At 74.3% G+C, this 18,149-nt stretch carries 9 protein-coding genes; 4 read left to right on the top strand and 5 right to left on the bottom strand.

Annotation, left to right across the window (positions count from 1 at the left end; all coding sequences use genetic code 11):
• The first annotated feature begins 34 nt into the window (after nucleotides 1-34).
• Nucleotides 35-520 (top strand): YHS domain-containing (seleno)protein, encoded by a 486-nt coding sequence (locus BM064_RS00685; protein WP_177236099.1) that lies wholly within the window; start codon nucleotides 35-37, stop codon nucleotides 518-520.
• A 147-nt stretch (nucleotides 521-667) separates the two neighbouring features.
• Here BM064_RS00685 and BM064_RS00680 read toward each other — a convergent pair whose 3' ends face one another.
• The 3 genes from BM064_RS00680 to BM064_RS00670 all read right to left on the bottom strand — a co-directional run bounded on the left by BM064_RS00680 (nucleotide 668) and on the right by BM064_RS00670 (nucleotide 4,309).
• On the bottom strand, nucleotides 668-2,224 hold the full coding sequence (locus BM064_RS00680; protein WP_092856801.1) for an amidohydrolase family protein: 1,557 nt from the start codon (nucleotides 2,222-2,224) through the stop codon (nucleotides 668-670).
• Between the two features lie 152 nt (nucleotides 2,225-2,376).
• Nucleotides 2,377-3,483, bottom strand: a complete 1,107-nt coding sequence (locus tag BM064_RS00675; protein ID WP_092856798.1) for a BMP family ABC transporter substrate-binding protein — start codon at nucleotides 3,481-3,483, stop codon at nucleotides 2,377-2,379.
• Nucleotides 3,484-3,586: 103 nt separating this feature from the next.
• A complete protein-coding gene (locus tag BM064_RS00670; protein ID WP_092856795.1) occupies nucleotides 3,587-4,309 on the bottom strand; it encodes a GntR family transcriptional regulator in 723 nt (240 codons plus the stop codon).
• A gap of 292 nt (nucleotides 4,310-4,601) precedes the next feature.
• Here BM064_RS00670 and BM064_RS26710 point away from each other — a divergent pair, with 292 nt between their 5' ends.
• From BM064_RS26710 to BM064_RS00660, 3 genes are all read left to right on the top strand, one after another.
• Entirely contained in the window at nucleotides 4,602-4,757 is a 156-nt protein-coding gene (locus BM064_RS26710; protein WP_143103229.1) for a ribbon-helix-helix protein, CopG family, read from the top strand.
• Nucleotides 4,754-5,695 (top strand): DUF1989 domain-containing protein, encoded by a 942-nt coding sequence (locus BM064_RS00665; protein WP_092856792.1) that lies wholly within the window; start codon nucleotides 4,754-4,756, stop codon nucleotides 5,693-5,695. Before BM064_RS26710 ends, BM064_RS00665 begins: the two co-directional genes overlap by 4 nt.
• A 208-nt stretch (nucleotides 5,696-5,903) precedes the next feature.
• Complete coding sequence (locus BM064_RS00660; protein WP_092856789.1) at nucleotides 5,904-15,773, top strand: autotransporter outer membrane beta-barrel domain-containing protein; 9,870 nt, start codon at nucleotides 5,904-5,906, stop codon at nucleotides 15,771-15,773.
• 195 nt (nucleotides 15,774-15,968) lie between these two features.
• On the opposite strand, the gene BM064_RS00655 is transcribed toward BM064_RS00660, so the two are convergent.
• Both BM064_RS00655 and BM064_RS00650 read right to left on the bottom strand, forming a co-directional pair.
• Nucleotides 15,969-16,961, bottom strand: a complete 993-nt coding sequence (locus tag BM064_RS00655) for a 3-hydroxyacyl-CoA dehydrogenase NAD-binding domain-containing protein (protein WP_092856786.1) — start codon at nucleotides 16,959-16,961, stop codon at nucleotides 15,969-15,971.
• Entirely contained in the window at nucleotides 16,954-17,847 is an 894-nt protein-coding gene (locus BM064_RS00650; RefSeq protein WP_092857626.1) for a beta-keto acid cleavage family enzyme, read from the bottom strand. Before BM064_RS00650 ends, BM064_RS00655 begins: the two co-directional genes overlap by 8 nt.
• Between the last annotated feature and the right edge of the window lie 302 nt (nucleotides 17,848-18,149).

Genomic DNA, 18,149 nt, shown 5'->3' with positions numbered 1-18,149 from the left:
GCTCCGCATCCTGAAACCTGAAAGGACCGAACCCATGATCCTGCGCATCACCGCCCTCGCCGCCGTCGCCTTCGCCGCCGGCGCCTGGGCCGCCCCCGTGCTGGCGGCCGACGAGGTCAACGTCGGCCCCGGCCTGACGCTCGCCGGCGCGCCGCTGGCGATCCGGGGCGTCGACCCCGTGGCGCTCGCCACCCTCGACGCCGTCGCCCCGGGCGACGCGGTGCGCACCGTGGTGCAAGAGGGCGTCGCCTACTACTTCGCCTCCGCCCTCACCGCCGAGGCGTTCGAGGCGGCGCCGGCGAAATACCTGCCCCAATACGGCGGCTTCTGCGCCTTCGCGGTGGCGCTGGGCAAGAAGCTCGACGGCGACCCGCGCTACGCGGACATCGTGGACGGCAAGCTCTACCTGTTCGTCAACGCCGAGATCTTTGCCAAGTACCTGGAGACCCCGCAGGAGATCCTGGCCAAGGCAGAGGCCACCTGGGCGTCCATCGAGCACGCCGCCGCGGACTCGCTCTGAGCCCTGGCGCCGGCGGCCCCCAGGCCGCCCGCGCCCCCGGTCCGGAGCCGTCCGGACCCTCCGCCCCAAGGGCGCCCCGGGCTCGACCCGGGGCCTCCTGCTCTCCGCCGGAGCACGGCCAGGGGCCTTCCGCCCCCGGCCCGACCCTCAGGGCAGGTCGTTCCACCGATACGGCACGGGATCGTCCGCGAAGCCGCGGGTGCGGTGCTCGGCCTCCAGGTGGGCGACCAGGCGCTCGGCCATCTTCCAGGTGTGCGCCTCGGCGTCGGTCTCGGGGCGGGCGAGGATCTCGTCGATCTCCGCCATCACCGCGTCCCGGTCGATGCCGGTCACGCGCCCGCCCTCGACCACCGCGCGCCCGCCCACCAGCACCGTCTCGACCGCGGCGCGCGAGCCGCGGTGCAGCACCGCCTCGGCGATCGGCGTGCGCGGGCTGATCCGCGGCCGGCCGATCCGCGCGAGGTCCATCAGCACCACGTCCGCCGCCCAGCCCGGCTCCAGCCGCCCGGCGAGCCCGCCGAACCCCGCCGAGGCGGCCCCATGCTCGGAGGCCATCTGCAGCACCGCCGCCGCGTCCGGCCGGTCCGCGAACATCCCCGTGCCGCGGTGCAGCGCCCAGACCAGCTTCATCTCCACCGTCATGTCGCGGTCGTCCACCAGGTTCGACTGGTCGATCCCCAGCGCCACCCGCCCGCCGCGCGCCCTGAGCGCGTTCACCGGCGCGATCCCCGAGGCCAGCCGCAGCCCCGACGAGGCGTTGTGGCAGACCGTGCAGCCGCAGCCCGCCACGATCTCCAGCTCCGCCTCGCTCATCCAGTTGCCATGGCCCAGCGTCACGTTCGGCCCCAGCAGGCCCAGCGCATGCAGGTGCTCGACCGCGCCGCGGCCCAGCCGCTCGCGCGCGAAGTCGCGCTGGCGGCGGGTCTCGAGCAGATGCATGTGCACCGGCGCGCCGAGGTCCGAGGCGGTCCCGAAGATCTCCTCCAGCGCCCCGTCGGTCAGCCAGTGCAGGTTGGCCGGCGCCAGGGCGGCGCGCACATGCTCGGGCCGCGCGGTCTCCCTGCGCGCCTTCAGCCGGCGGAAGAACGCCATCTGCTCGGCCACCGGCACGCGGGAGGCCGCCAGCCCCGCATTCGCCCACTCGGCGAGATCGGCGGGGGCGCGGGACAGAACCTCCTCGTCCGGCTCGTAGGCCAGCACGTTGCGGTCGCGGATCATCCAGGAGAACGCGGCCCGCATCCCGATCTCGTCATAGGCGTCGAGCACGGCGTCGGCGGTCTCGTCCCAGGCCTCGCGATCCGGGGGGAGATTGGAGAAGATGTGGTGGACGCAGGTGGTCCCGCTCTCCAGCATCTCGATGGCCGAGAACAGGGTGTCGAGCCGCAGCGGCAGCTGGCGCATGGCGCGGAAGCGGGGCAGCCACAGCTCCAGCGGCGCGAAGGGCACGCCGGCCATCAGCGGCGTCAGGCCGAAATGGTGGTGGCCGTTGGCGAAGCCGGGCATGGCGACCATGTCGGGGCCGCCGAGGCGGGGCAGGCCCTCGCGCCCCGCCATGATCTCGGCCACGGGGCCGATCTCGGCGACCTTCCCGGCCTCGATCAGGATCGCGGCGCCGTCGTCGACGATCATCGCGCCCGCGGCGTCGACGCCTCGCAGGACGTGGCCGGCCTCGACGATCAGGTCGGGGGCGTCGGGAGAGGGCATGGCGAGGTCTCCTTGCAGACGGACGCGCCCGGCGGGCGGGCCGGGCGCGAAGGGGCGACGGCGGAGGCCCCGGGTCGAGCCCGAGGCGCGCGTGGGGCGAGGGGCGCGCGGGCCGCCCCCGGCCGGCGCCGGGGGCCTCCCGCGACAGCGGCTCAGATGGTCGAGCCTTCCACGCCCTCGACGAGGTAGTCCATCGCCCAGAGCTTGGGATCGTAGAGCTCCATCGTGGTCTGCGAGACCACCTTGCCGTCGTTGGTCTTCAGGGGGCCGGTGAAGATCGGGGCGCCGCCGCGGATCCGCTCCTGCGCCTCCATCGCGGCCTTGCGGGCGGCCTCGGAGGCGCCGGCGCCGAAGGGCGAATTCTGCACCATGTCCTTGTCGAAGCCGCCCTCGTTGACGTTGGGCAGCGGTTCTCCGGCGGCGATCAGCTCGGCGTACTGGCGGTAGACCGTGCCCCACTTCAGCTCGGCCCCGGTGATGAAGCCCCTGGGCGCCAGCGGCGACTGGTCGGCGTTGTGGCCCAGGCTCTTGACGCCGCGGGCCTCGGCGGTCTCGACCACCACCTTGGGGCTGTCCACATGGCAGGCGATCACGTCGCAGCCGGCGTCGACCAGCGCGTTCACCGACTCCGCCTCGCGCACCGGCAGCGACCACTCGCCGGTCATGATCAGCTGCACGCGGGCCCCGGGGTTCACCGAGCGCACGCCCATGGTGAAGGCGTTGATGTTGCGCAGCACCACCGAGATCGGCTTGGCGCCGACGAAGCCGATCCGGTTGGTGGTGGTGGAGAGGCCGGCGGCCACCCCGTTCACGTAATGCGCCTGCTCGATATAGCAGAAGTAGCCGCCCAGGTTCGCCGGGTGCTTGTCGGCCGACCACAGCGAGGTCGGGTGGCGGAACTGCACCTCGGGGTATTTCTTCGCCATCTCGATCATGAAGGGATCGAAATAGCCGAAGGAGGTGGCGAAGATCAGCGAGGCGCCGTCCAGCTCGATCATCGAGCCCATGGTCTTCGAGACCGCGACGCTCTCGGGCACGTTCTCCTCCTCGACCACCGTCACGCCGGGCAGTTCGCGCACCGCCTGGGCGCCGACCGCATGGGCCTGGTTCCAGCCGAAGTCGTCGCGCGGGCCGACGTAGATCATGCCGACCACGGTGTCGGCGGCTTTCGCCGAGCGCCCGCCTGCGGCGAGCGCGGCGAGCGAGGCGGCGCCGGCCAGGACGGCGCGGCGGCTGGGAGAGAAGGCGGGTCGGGTCATGTCAGGATCCTGCTGGGAAGGGCTGCGAGAACGGCCGTTCGGCCTGGTCGTGCGCCCCATGCGATGCGGCGGCGTCCCGGGGCGGGGGACGCCGCGGTGCGGCTCAGCGGCGGCTGAAGGGCGGGGCCGGAGGCGCGGGCAGCGCCTCGGCATAGCGGGAGAGGAGCGCGCCGAGGTCGGGCGCGGCTTCCGCCTCCGGCGCCAGCGCCCGGCCCTCGACCAGGTGCAGGTGGTGATCCATCAGGCGGGCGGCCTCCTCCGGCTCGCTCCGGCGCAGGGCGTCGAGGACCGCGCCATGCTCGGCGACCGAGCAGTCGGCGGCGTGGGGCCGGCCGTGGACCGCGAGGATCAGCGAGCAGCGCACCACCAGCTGGTTGATCCAGGTCTCCAGCAGGCCGTTGCCGGTCAGCTCGGCGATCAGGGCGTGGAACTCCCAGGCGAGGCGGACGCCGGCGCGCGCGTCGCGGGCCTCCAACGCCTGCCGCTCGGCGCGCAGGTGGCCTTCGAGGGCGGCGCCGGTCTCGGGGCGCCAGTCCTCGGCGAGGATGCGCAGCGCCTCGCGCTCCAGCGCCCGGCGGACGCGGAACACGTCGCGCGCCTCCTCGGCGGTGGGACGGGCGACGGCGGCGGTGCGCTTGCCGCCCAGCTCCACCAGCCCGTCGGCCTGCAGGCGCTGCAGGGCCTGGCGGACGAGGGTGCGGGAGATGCCGAAGGGCGCGCCGATCTCGTCCTCCGGCAGGCGCGCGCCGGGCTTGAGCTCCTGCTCCAGGATGGCCTGGCGCAGGGCGCGGTAGGCGGTCTCGGAGCGGGAGGCGAGGGGCGGCATGGCGAATCCGTTTCGGAGTTGTTTTTGTATACTTGATTGCGATGCACTGGAACGCAAGCGGGAAATCACCGTCCCCAAGGCGCCGTCGGCATGAGCCAGATATGCGGCAGCGCCTCCCCATCCCGCCCCCATTATGCGCAACCCTCGCCACCAGGAGACGGAGAGGCGCGCACTTGTGCAGCTCTCCGCAGCTGAAAGCGCTTCGCCAGGGCGCCGCCCGGCGATCCTGCTTCCCAGCCATGGAAATCACGTATACAAGATCTCACCTGAATCCCGCACCGGATACCGCCCCATGCCCGAGATCGCCCCGCGCACCGTCACGCTGCGCCTGAACCAGCAGCAGCTGGAGCTTCTCGACCGCACCCTGCCCCGCGCGGGCGTCACGGACCGCGCCGAGCTGGTGCGCCTGGCCCTGCGCGAGGCCGCCGAGCAGGAGGCCGCGCGATGACCCGAACCCTGATCTCCGAGGAAATCATCGCCCCCGGCACGGGCAAGGCGATCGAGCTGCTGAAGGGCCAGGTCCTGCGCATCGAGCAGGTCGAGGGCGGCCAGTGCGTCGACTTCAACGCCTTCAACCTGCACGACTACAAGGAGTTCATGCACTGCGGCCGCACCCGCACCGTGCACGGCTTCAACCCCTCGGCCGGGACCTTCCTCTGGTCGGCGCCGCCCCGCGAGAACGCGATGATGTATTTCCTCGCCGACACGGTGGGGCGCAACGACGTCCTGTTCCCGCGCTGCTCGGCGTTTCTCTACGAAAGCGCCTACGGCTTCCACGACCACACCAACTGCCACGACATCCAGGCCGAGGCGCAGCGCGAATACGGGCTGACGCCGGACGACGTGCACGACAGCTTCAACTTCTTCATGTTCACCGAGGTCGAGGTCGGCGGCACGGTGAAGATCGACCGCCAGTCCTCGAAGCCCGGCGACCATGTCGAGCTGCTGGCGCTGATGGACGTGCTGGCGGTGCCCAACGTCTGCGGGGCGGACGTGATGCGGACCTCGAATTTCTCGCTCAAGCCGATCCGGGTCTCGGTGTTCCAGGCCTCGGCCGAGGACCTGGCGCAGGTCCCCGCCCTGCCCCGCCTCGCCTCCCAGCGCACGCCGGCGCAGTTCCGCAACCCCACGATCAAGGCCACGCGCGAGTTGACCCGCGACCCCGCCTACCGGCCCGAGTTCACCAACGCCCCGATCCGCGAGGAGACGCTGGAGGTGGCGCTGAGCGGCGAGGAGGCCGCGATGCTCGACCGCCTGGCGCGCCGCGAGCTCTACGGCGACGACGACGGCGCGGCCCTGCGCGACGTCCTGTTCTCGTGGTGGGAAACGCGGTTCCTGACCGCCGCCAACGGGGCGCCCTCGATGGAGACCGACGCCGCAGGGTGATCCCGGGCGCCCTCCCCGGGGCGTGGTCTTTTCGGCTCACCGGATAGGAAGTCTTCCTTAGTGAGACGCCATCCCACTGCGCCCCCTTGCAGAATCGAATATTGATGGTGAACAAAAGCTGACTGACGCTACGCAGGGTCCGGGGGGACGCGGGCGTCGGGCGCCGGGCGAAGGGTCGTCCGGCAGGCTGATCCTTGGGGGAAACGACGTGTCCGTCATCCTGTTCGAAAACCGCGCCCCCGGCGCGCGGTCGCGGCTGCGCGCAGCCCTGCTCGGCTCCTGCTGCACCGGCGCCCTCGCGCTCGCCGCGGGCGCGGCCTCCGCCCAGACCCTGGCCGCCTGCGCCACGCCGGTGGTGGGGACCGGCAAGAGCTGCACCGTCGAGGCGGGCGCGGACGTCTCGGGCGTCCGGATCCTCTATTCCGACCCCGACGCCGCCGGCGGCGGCCAGCAGGACGCGCCCGACGGCACCGGCTACACCGTCTACAACCATGCGACGCTCGACGGGCCGGCGGCCTCCGACCAGTACGCGGGCATCGCGCTGCGGCTGCAGGGCGGACGCGGCGCGGACGACAAGGGCGACGCGGGCGACAGCGGCGCCGGCGGCGACCTGCGGGTCGAGAACTACGGGAACGTGACGGTGACCGACCTGGTGTTCTCGGCCCATGGCGGGGACGATTCCGCGGTCGGGCTGTGGGACCGCAGCAACATCATCTACGGCATCTACGCCCCCTCGGTCGGGGGCGAGGGCCGCGACGCGCGCGCCCAGGACATCGGCGGCGGAAACGGCGGCCATGGCGGCGCGGGGGGCGTGGCCACCCTGCTCAACGAGGGCCGGATCCTGGTGGGCGCCGGGAACGGCGGCGGCGCCGAGCGGGCCGGCGCGGTGGGGATCCTGCTCAGCTCCACCGGCGGCTCGGGCGGCCTGCGCGACACCACCGACGGCGAGCCGAAGTCCGGCTCGGGCGGCGACGCCAAGAACGTGGGCCTGTCCAACTACCGGCGCATCGACGTCTGCGGCAGCACGGTGGACGGCTGCGGCATGGGCGACGAGGCGCTGAGCGTGACCGCGGCCGGCCTCTACCTGGAAAGCCTGGGGGGCTACGGGGCGCAGCCGACCTCCTCGGGGGGGAACGGCGGCTCGATCAGCATCAAGAACCTGGCGCGGATCACCGTCGAGGCGCTGGTCGAGCGCTCCGGCGGCGCCTGGGGCATCCACGCGGTCAGCGGCTCGGGCTATGCGGGGCTCGATTCCAAGTCCATCGGCGAGCCCGGCGGCCATGGCGGCGACGCGAAGGCGATCACCATAACCCATGCCGGCGCGATCCGCCTGCGCGCGGGCGACTTCGACGCGCCCGAGGGGACCACCGTCCAGCGCGCCTGTCTCGAGACCGACGACCCCGCCTGCACCAGCGTCGACGTGCCCGACTTCGCCCACCAGTCGGCGGGCATCCTGGCGGCGAGCTACGGCTCGGCCGCCGGCGCCTCCCACGACGGGACCTCGGATCAGAACGGCGGCAAGGGCGGCGACGCGAGCGCCAATTTCAACAGCACCGGGCTCGCGTCTTCGTCGATCTCGCTGCGCAAGAACGCCTCGGTCGACGTGGCGGGCGACAACGTGATCGGCGTGGGCCTCTTCGCGCAGGGCGGCGCGGGGGGCCTGGGCAACTCCACCGACTCGCAGGGCGGGGACGGCGGCTCGGTCGGGGCGCTCAGCGCGACCCTGAAGACGGGCGCGCGCATCTCGACCTCGGGCGAGAACGCGGTCGGCCTGATCCTGCACGCCAAGGGCGGCGACGGGGGCGGCGTGCGCTCTCCCGGCGGGCTGGCCGACTTCAACGACGACGACGCGGGCGAGGGCGGCTCGACCGCCGGGGTGACCCTGCACCTGCCCAACGTCAGCGACGGGCCGGCGCCGACGATCACGACCGAGGGCGACCGCGCCGTGGGCGTGGTGCTGCAGTCGCTGGCCGGCGGCGGCGGGCCGGGGCTGGCGGAATACACCTTCATCGACATCGGCGAGACCAAAGGCGGCAAGGGCGGCGTGGCGGGCGCGGTCGACGTGGTCGGCGGCGCGGCGATCTCCACCGACGGGCGCGGATCGCACGGCATGCTGATGCAGTCGATCTCCGGCGGCGGCGGGGCGCTGACCTCGGACGGCGACTTCATCGCGGTGGCCGGCGGCGGCGGCGGCGAGGGCGGCGTCGGCGGCCTGGTGCAGTTCTTCAACTACGGCAGCCGCATCCACACCAGGGGCGACGTCTCGGCCGGCGTCGTGGCGCAGTCCATCGGCGGCGGCGGCGGCGACGTGATGGGCGACGGCGGCGCGCTGAGCGTGATCACCGTCGGCGGCCAGGGCGGCCCCGGCGGCGACGGCGGCGAGGTGACGCTGACCTACGACAGCGCCTCCTCGACGATCACCGAGGGCGACTTCTCCTTCGGCGTGCTGGCGCAGAGCATCGGCGGCGGCGGCGGCAACGGCGGCGACGTGTTCAACATCGACGCCCGCCTGCCCACGGTCGCCATCGGCGGCGCGGGCGCCAACGGCGGCGCCGGCGGCCTGGTGCACTTCCTCGGCGAGCCCGACGGCAAGGGCGGCCGGCACTTGATCGCCACGTCCGGCGCGAACGCCCACGCGCTGCTGCTGCAGTCCATCGGCGGCGGCGGCGGCACGGGGGGCGACGCGCAGTCGCTCAGCTTCGGGCTCGGGTCGCTGTCGGCGATCTCCATCGCCGGCGGCGCCGGCGGCGGCGGCCACGGCGGCCAGGTGGAGGCCACGCTCGAGGACATGGACATCGTGACAGAGGGCAGCCACGCCCGCGGCATCGTCGTCCATTCCATCGGCGGCGGCGGCGGGGCCGGCGGCGCCGCGACCAGCCGCAACGTCAGCTTCGGCGTGGCGACCTCGGTCAGCCTCGGCGGCGTGGGCGGCAACGGCGGCCCCGGCGGGACGGTGACGCTGGACCTGACCAACACCACCGTCTCCACCGGGGGCGACACGCTCCAGGATCTCGAGGACGGCGAGGGCTTCGTGGCCAACAACCACGGCATCGTCGTCCAGTCGATCGGCTCGGGCGGCGGCATGGGCGGGTCGGGCAACGCGCTCGCCTACGCCATGGAGCTGCCGGTCGAGGAGATGGACGCCAACCTCGCGGTCGCCGGCGCGGCGGCGGTGGGCGGCATGGGCGGCCCCGGCGGCGACGGGGGCGAGATCGCGATCTCGCTGACCGACAGCGTGGTGACCACCCGCGGCGACGGCGCCCACGGCATCCTGGCGCATTCCGTCGGCGGCTCGGGCGGGGACGGCGGCGACGCCACCTCGATGTCGGTCGCGGCGCTGCTGGTGGAATACGCCAAGTCGCTGGTCGAGAAGCTCGAACCCGGCGACGACCCGGACCCGACCCCGCCGGGCGGGGAGGAGACGGGCCCCACCGACATCGACACCTCCGTCTCCGTGGCGCTGGGCGGCGCGGGCGCGGGCTCGGGCGTCGGCGGCACGGTGACCGTGGCGCTCGACGGCGCCAGCATGATCGAGACCTTCGGCCCCTCGTCGTACGCGATCCTGGCGCAGAGCGTGGCCAACGGCGGCGGCAACGCCGGCGTCGGCGGCGCCGGCGCCAAGCAGTTCCACGAAGGCGACGGCATGATGACCAACATCGGCATCGGCGCCTCGGCCGCCAACGCGGCGCGCGCGGGCGGCGCGCTCTCGGTCTCGCTGGGCGGGGACACGGTGCTGCGCACCCATGGCGAGAACTCGCGCGGGGTGGTGCTGCACAGCGTCGGCGCCGGCGGCGGCGCCTCGTCGGCGAGCTTCGTGGGCATGCCGGGCGAGCTGGCCGACGCGGTCGCGCAGAAGCTCGCCGGCATCAAGGCCCCCTGGATCAACATCGGCATCGGCATGACCGGCGGCGCCGGCGGCAAGGGCGGCGACATCGAGGCGCTGGACCTCTCGGGCGGGATCGAGACCTTCGGCGCCGACGCCGACGGCGTGCTCGCCCAGACCATCGGCGGCGGCGGCGGCGTGGGCGGCGGCTACGGCGGGGACGACGGCGAGGACGAGGACGACGACCGGCCGCTGCTGGACTTCGCCCTGGACCTGCAGGAGCTCAAGGAGCAGATCGCGCGGCCCTGGTCGGCGACGATCCTGGTCGGCGGCAAGGGCGGCTCGGGCGGCGACGGCGGCGACTACGCCGTCGCCTCGACCGAGACCGCCGCGTTCCGGATGCCGACGCTGGACGGCGCCATCGTCACCCATGGCGACTACGCCGACGGCGTGGTGCTGCAATCCATCGGCGGCGGCGGCGGCGCCGGCGGCGCGGCGGTGCCCGAGGACACGCTCGGCATCCTCGACTTCTCGCTGCGGCTGGGCGGCGACGGCGGCAAAGGCGGCCAGGGCGGTTCGGTCGGCTTCCGCCTGGGCGCGGACGCGCAGGTCGGCACCGAGGGCTTCGGCGCCCACGGCGTGGTGCTGCAGTCCATCGGCGGCGGCGGCGGCATGGGCGGCTCCGGCTCGCGGCTGATCGCCAAGCTGAACCTCGACGACGGGTCGGAGAGCGGCGAGGTCCCGGGCTTCGTCAAGCAGGACCTCGACGAGCTGTTCGGCGACGGCGAGGCGCCGCTGCCCGCCGCGGTGCTGCGCCTGGGGCTCGGCGCCTCGGGCGGCGGCGGCGACGGCGCCAAGGCCGGGCGGGCCGAGGCCAACGGCGAGGGCGGCCTGATCCAGACCACCGGCACGGCGGCCTTCGGCCTGGCGGTGCAGTCGATCGGCGGCGGCGGCGGCATGGGCGGGGTCGGGACCGCGCCCCTGACCGCGGCCGAGGTCGAGCTCGAGCACATCGACCCCGACGACCGGCAGCTGTTCATCGACAACCTCAACGCCCTGTTCCGGGGCGCGCATCTCGACTTCATCGCCGGCGGCGACGGCGGCAAGGGCGGGAACGGCGGCGACGCGCTGGCGGCGGGGGCGTTCACCATCCTCACCTCCGGCGACCGCGCGCCCGCGCTGCTGGTGCAGTCGGTGGGCGGCGGCGGCGGCGCCGCGGGGATCGAGGGCGCGCGCCTGCTGCGCCACGGCGCCCAGGGCTCGATCGGCGATTCCGGCTACGCCACCGCCCGGCTCGGGGCGGGCACCGCGATCAACACCACCGGCGTCGCCTCCCACGGGGCGATCGTGCAGTCGGTCGCCGGCGGCGGCGGCCTGACCACGGCGACCATGGCCTACGGCACGGCCCTGCGCCGCTACGACCCCGACAGCCCGCCCGCCTCCCTGCTCGACGAGATCTTCGAGCTGCGGCTGGGCGCCGACGACCTGAGCTGGGGCACGGCCAAGTCCGGCGTCGCCACGCTCCAGCTCGACGACGACATCACCACCCGGGGCGCGGGCGCCTACGCGGCCATCGTGCAGTCGGTGGCGGGCGGCGGCGGCGTCGTCTCGCTGACCCCGGCCGAGATCGACCGGGCGCGCACCACCACCCTCTCCTCGGGCGAGGTGGTGATGGGCACGACCGTCGACTGCTCCGACCAGAAGGCCTGCGCGGGGGCCGAGCATGTCTCCGTCGCCGTGAGCGAGACCGCCTACATCACCACGCTGGGCGTCGGCTCGCGCGGGATCGTGGCGCAGTCGGTCCAGAGCGGCGGCGGCGTCGCCACCGGCTTCGAGGAGCTCCAGCGCCCCAGCGCCGGCGAGGCGACGCAGGTCACCCGGATGCTGTCGGTGGTCGGCTCGAGCGCCTTCCGCGGGCCGATCCCGGGGGCCTCGACCCTGACCTTCGACGGCGACGTCCAGACGCTGGGCGCCGACGCCGACGCGCTGGTGCTGCAGGTGATCGGCGGCGGCGGCGGGATCATGGGCGCCGCGGGCGGCGCCTCGTCCACTTTCGACGAGAACAACAAGCGCCACGACGCCGAGCCGATCACCGTGGCGGCCGATTCCGCGAACTACCGGATGGGCATCTCGCTGGGCCAGACCAATCCGGCCGGCGGCCCGCAGAACCAGTCGCTGAACGCCGACCTGGGCGGCTGGGCGCACACCTTCGGCGACCATGCCGAGGCGGTCATCGTGCAGTCGATCAGCGCCGGCGGCGGCATCGCCGGGCTCTACCAGGACCCGACCTCGGATTCGCAGGCGGCCGCCTCGATCCGGGTGGGCGCCGACGGCGTCGACTCCGGCGGGGACCCGCAGCGGCAGCGCGACTACGGCCTGAACGAGGCCGCGGCGGCCGGGCGGCTGACCGCCAAGCTCGACGCCGCGACCTACCGGACCGAGGGCTGGGGCGCGAACGGCGTTCTGCTCCAGCAGATCCAGGGCGGCGGCGGCGTCGCGGCGACCGGCGCGCACACCGTGCGGCTGGTCTCGGGAACCACCTCGGACGGCTGGGAGCGGGTCGGCCTGACGGTCGGCGGCGACTACGGCGGCAGCTTCGGCAGCGGCGAGCTGCACCTCTCGGCCATCGGCGGCGCCGGCGTGCGCACCCTCGGCCAGGGCGCGACCGCGGTGCTGGCCCAGAACGTCGTTGGCGGCGGCGGCGTCGGCGCGACCGGAACCTCGCAGCCGCTCGCCCGATCGGCGGCGGAGGGCGTGGTCGAGGCGCGGCTCGGCGGCTCCAACACCACCGACGGTCCCGGCGGCGGCGGCACGGGGCTGGTCGACGTCGACATCGAGGACGCCTCCTTCGCGACCTCGGGCGACGCCTCCCACGCGCTTCTGGTGCAGGCGGTGGGCGGCGGCGGCGGGCTGGCGCTGGCGCCCTCGTCCTGGCTGACGAAGGCGACGCTGGGGACCTCGGGCGGGGGGACCTCGGTCGCCGGCGAGATCGACGCGCGCATCGGCGTCGCCGACGGCGGGGCGGACGGCGGGGCGACGCTGCTGCAGACCCGCGGCACGGGTTCGCGGGCGGCGACGGTGCAGGCGATCTCGGGCGGCGGCGGCGTGCTGGCCGCGCCCTCGATCGGCGCGAACTGGATCACCGACCACGTGCCGGTGCAGCTGGGCGCCGACGGCGGGACCTCGGGCAAGGGCGGCACGATCACGGCGCGCTTCGGCGCCCGGGCGATCACCCAGGGCGACTACGCCGACGGGCTGCTGGTGCAGTCGATCGGCGGCGGCGGCGGCGTCGCGGACATCGCCGACGACGCCGGCGCGGCGCCGAACCTGGCGCTGACGCTGGGCCAGACCGCGGGCGGCGGCCGCCCCAACCAGGTGCGCCTGCGCCTGTCGGGCAAGGGCCTCGACCGCGGCGGCATCGACACCGCCGGCGACGGCGCCTACGGCGTCCTGCAGCAGGCGATCGGCGGCGGCGGCGGGCTCGCCTCCTTCGCCGGCCGCTCGGCGCTGGTGGAGATGACCCTGGGCGCAAGCTCGACCGGGGGCGGCAAGGGCGCGGACATCGCCTCGATGCGCATGGATGCGGGCAGCTACTTCCCCTACACCGGCACCACGCTCAGCCACGTGATGACGCGGGGCGACGACGCCCACGCGGTGGTGCTGCAGTCGATCGGCGGCGGCGGCGGCGTGGCCCGCGCGGCGGCGCTGCGCGACGGCGGCGAGGCGCATCTCGCCCTCGGCGGCCGCGGCGGCGACGCGGACGGGGCGCGGGCGCACATGGTCTACGCCTCCGAGTTCGCCACCACCGGCGACCGGGCGCTGGGGCTGGTGGTGCAGTCCATCGGCGGCGGCGGCGGCATCGCCGTGGCGGGCGAGGCCGAGGACGTGGCCTCGATCCGTCTCGGCGGGGCCGACGGCTTCACCGGCCAGACGGACGCCGACCAGGCGATCCTCTACCTCTACCCCAACCCGACCAACCCCTGCCCGGGCCGTCCCTGCCACGTCACCTTCGGCGAGGGCGCGCACGGGCTGGTGGTGCAGTCCATCGGCGGCGGCGGCGGCATCGCGGGCGACGTCTCGCTGGCCGACGGGCTGACGCTGATCGACTACGACGCCGCGGATGCGCAGGGGCTCGAGAAGACCTGGGGCGGCACGCAGGGCGTGGGCGCCTCGGAGCTGGTGGCCCTCGCGGTCGGCGTGGACGTGGTCACGCTGGGCGACGGCGCCTACGGGCTGATCGCCCAGTCCATCGCCGGCGGCGGCGGGCTGGCGGGCGGCAAGGACGGCGCCTTCGCCGGCAAGACCGGCGTGACCAACGCCGCCAACGTCGCCGGCCCGATCATCATCGACGTCGGGCAGACCGGCTCGGTCGTCGCCTCGGGGCGCAACAGCGTCGCGGTCTTCGCGCAGGCCCTGGGCGACGACCTCTCCGCCCAGGACATCGAGGTCAGCATCGAGGGCGACGTGATGGGCGGCACCGGCGAGTTCGGCCTGGGCCTGCTGGTCCACGGCGGCAACGCCTCCAACCTCCTGACCATCTCCGACACCGGCACGCTGGGCTCGCTCGAGGGGCAGGCGGTGCGCTACGTCGGCGCCACCAACGACGGGCAGTCGCGGCTGACCATCGACAACGCCGGCCTGCTCTCGGGCTCGGTCGAGGCGATTTACCGCGACGGCGAGGTCTACCTGAACCAGGGCGGCGGCGCGTCGGCCGAGATCGCGGCGCGCACGGCCCCGGTGGCGACCGGGCGGCTCAGCCGGCCGGCGGCGCGGCTGATCAACCGCCGCGGCGGCGTGGCGACGGGGGCCCGGGTCTACCAGGCCGACGTGGTCAACCGCGGCCTGCTGGTGGCGGGCGATGCGGGGCGGTTCGCGCCGCTCTCGATCGCCGGTCACCTGGTGCAGGGGGACCGCGGGACGCTGGCGGTCGACGCCAACCCGATGACCGGCAAGGGCGACGTGATCCGGGTGGCCGGCGACGCCCGCCTGGACGGCGAGCTGCAGGTGGCCGCCCGCGCCCTGGCGCTGGGGGCCGAGCACCAGGTGATCGAGGTGCAGGGCGACATCTCCGGTGCCTTCGACCGGGTCGCCGGCGCCCTGTTCCGCTTCGAGCAGGTCGTCGGGAACGGGACCCTGGGCGTCCGCGCCACCGGCATCGAGATCGACGAGGCCCCCGGCGTGACCGGCCAGGAGGCCGCGGCCGCCCGTTACCTCGAGCGGCTGTTCATGACCGGCGACGACTCCTACGCCCGCTTCTTCGGGCGGCTGGAGGCGGCGGCGGCCGGCGGCGCGCTGATCCCGGCCCTGTCGGGCATGACCCTGGGCGCCTCGATGGCCGGCGAGGCCGCGACCTTCGAGCTCGCCCGCGACCGCTTCGACGCGCTGCTCGACTGCGGCGGGACCGGCGGGCGCACCGTCGCGCTGGGCGACGCCTGCCTGACGATGCTGGGCTCGGGCCGCGATCTCTCGCAGGACGGGAACGGCGCGGCCGGCTACGACGGCCAGACCTGGACGCTGGGCTTCGCGGGCCAGATCGAGGTCGCGCCGGGCTGGCTGGTCTCGGGGACCGTGGGGTGGGAGACGCTGAACCTCGCCCAGCAGGGCGGCGGCTCCTCGGTCGACGGGACCACGGGCTTCGTGGGCGCCGGCGTCACCCGCGAGATGGGGCCGCTGGCCCTGTCGGCGGCGGCGACGGCGGGCTGGTCGGCGTTCGACACCACCCGCGCCCAGGGCCTGCTGGCCCGCGGCGCGGCGGACGCCGAGCATGACGCCCTGAGCCTCGGCGCCCGGCTGCGGGCGGCCTGGACGCAGGAGCTCGACGGCGGCTGGCTGCGCCCCTCGCTGGACCTGGACCTGATCCACGTCGCGGCCGAGGGCTATACCGAGAACGGGGCGGGCCGAAGCGCGCTGCGGGTCGAGGACAGCGACGCCGCCGCCCTGGTCCTGACCCCCTCGATCGAGGCCGGCCTGCGCCGCGACCTGGGCGAGGATCTCGGGCTGCGCGCCTGGGGCCGGGTGGGGGTCAGCCTGTCGACGCTCGACAGCTACGACGCCACCGCCCGCTTCGCCGGGGACACGACCGGCGCGCCGGGCTTCGTCAACGGCGTGGCGCAGTCGCAGGCGGTGGGCCGCATCGGCCTCGGCGCCTCGCTGCAGGCCGGCGAGCGCATCGACGTGGGCGTCAGCTACGAGGGCGCCTTCGCCGACGGCTACACCGGCCATGCCGGCCGGATCGGCGTCGCCATCCGCTTCTGAGCCCCCGCCCGGCCCTCCGTCCGGGCGGCCCGAAAAAGACAGGCCCCGTCTCCCACCGGAGACGGGGCCTTCTCATGTCCGCAAACGGCGGCGCGGCGCCGAAGCGCGACGCCCGTCCCGCGGGCGCCCCGGGCCTGACCCGGGGCCTCTCCCGCCCTGGCGGCCGGGCGCGCCGCTGCGGGGCGAGGCGCGCCCTCAGCCCTCGCCGCGGGCCTTCAGCGCCCTGCGCCGGGCCTCGACCACCTCGCCCGCCGCATAGCGCTGGTCGGCGAGGCCGGACATCACCGACACCAGGCAGGCGTCGCGCAGCGCCTCGAACTCGCGCAGCGAGGTTCCGCCGGCCTGGGCGTCGGACTGCTCGGCCACCCGGTCGATCAGCTCGTCGGTCAGCTCCGGCGCCTCCAGCTTCGTCCAGGGCAGCTTCAGGGCCGGGCCGAACTGGGCGAGGAAGTGGCGCATGCCGTCCTCGCCGCCCGCCAGGCGGTAGGTCAGGAACGTGCCCATGAACGACCAGCGCAGGCCGGCGCCGTAGCGCACCGCGTCGTCGATCTCCTCGACCGTGGCCACCCCGTCGTTGACCAGCCACAGCGCCTCGCGCCACAGGGCCTCCAGCAGGCGGTCGGCGATGAAGCCGTCGATCTCCTTGCGCACCCTGAGCGGCTTCATGCCGATCGAGCGGTAGATCTCGGCGGCCGTCTCGCAGGCCGCTTCGGAGGTCTTCTCCCCCCCGCAGATCTCCACCAGCGGCAGCAGGTAGACCGGGTTGAACGGGTGGCCCACCACCAGCCGCTCGGGCCGGGCCATGCCCAGCTGCAGGCGCGAGGGCAGCAGGCCGGAGGTCGAGGAGCCGATCACCGTCCGGGCCGGCGCGGCCGCGTCGATCTCGGCCAGGACCCGGATCTTGAGGTCCTCGCGCTCCGGCAGGCTTTCCTGGATGAAGTCGGCGCCGGCGACGGCCTCGGCGAGGGTCGCGGAATAGGTGATCTCGCCCTCCGCCGGGAGGGGGACGTCCTTCATCAGCTGGCCTTGCGCGGCGCGGGCGTTCTTGAGGACCTCTTCGGTCTTGCGGGCGATCTCGGGGTCGGGATCGAACAGGCGCACGTTCCAGCCATCCAGCAGGAAGCGCGCGGCCCAGCCGGCGCCGATGACGCCGCCGCCGACGAGCGCTGCGGTCTTGCGATCAGTCATGTTTCACCAGCTTCAGCTTCTCGCGCACCTCGGCGGGGCCCATGACGCGGGCGCCCATGCCCTCGACGACGCCCCGCGCCCGCTCCACGAGCTGCGCGTTGGTCGCCTTCACGCCTTTCTCGAGCCAGAGGTTGTCCTCCAGCCCCACCCGGACGTTGCCGCCCGCGAGCGCGGCCATCGCCGCATAGGGCAGCTGGTCGCGCCCGATGGAGAAGGCCGAGAACTGCGCCCCCGCCGGCAGGTTGTGGACCAGCGACATCAGCGTCAGCGGATCGGCGGGCGCGCCGTAGGGGATGCCCATGCACAGCTGGATGAGGAGGGGGTCGTCCAGCAGCCCCTCGCGCTGCAGCTCCTTGACGAAGACCAGGTGGCCGGCGTCGAAGACCTCCAGCTCCGGCCGCACGCCCAGCGCCTGCACCTGCCGCGCCATCGCGCGCAGCACCGAGGGCGTGTTGGTCATCACGTAGTCGCCCAGCGCGAAATTCATCGTGCCGCAATCGAGCGTGCAGATTTCGGGGCGCAGCTTCGCCACATGCTCCAGCCGCTCGGTCGGGCCGACCATGTCGGTGCCGGCGGGGTCGAGGGGCAGCGGGGTCTCGCCCGACCCGAAGACCACGTCGCCGCCCATGCCGGCGGTGAGGTTGATGATCACGTCCACGTCCGAGGCGCGGATGCGCGCGACCACCTCCTCATAGAGCTCCAGCCGGCGGGCGGCCTGGCCGGTCTCGGGGTCGCGGACGTGGATGTGGGCCACGGCGGCGCCGGCGCGGGCGGCCTCGATCGAGGCGGTCGCGATCTGCTCGGGCGTCACCGGGACGTGGGGGCTCTTGCCCGCGGTGTCGCCGCCGCCGGTGACGGCGCAGGTGATGAAGACGTCGCGGTTCATGGACATCGCGCCTCCTGAAGGGGAATCGGGGATCGGCGCATCTGCGCCTTCCGCGACACCCTCGCGGCCCTCGGCGACGCTTGCCTCGCGTCCCGCGACGAAAACTTTGCATTGCACGACGCGATGACGACCGCGGCCCGCATCTCGTCGCGATTTGCAAACTTGGCGTCGCGCGTCGTATCGATGCCCCGAAACCGACTCCTATGATGCCGAGAGCGCCACCGCGACCGACCGCTTCCGCGGGGTCGCGCGCTTCGCCCCGGCGGAGGAGGCGCGCATCGGCGGGGGGCGGCGGCTTCGCT

The organism is Albimonas pacifica (assembly GCF_900113695.1).
Classification (GTDB): domain Bacteria; phylum Pseudomonadota; class Alphaproteobacteria; order Rhodobacterales; family Rhodobacteraceae; genus Albimonas; species Albimonas pacifica.
The sequence above is the reverse complement of the archived record's forward strand: the minus strand, read 5'-3'. Positions and strand labels throughout refer to the sequence as shown.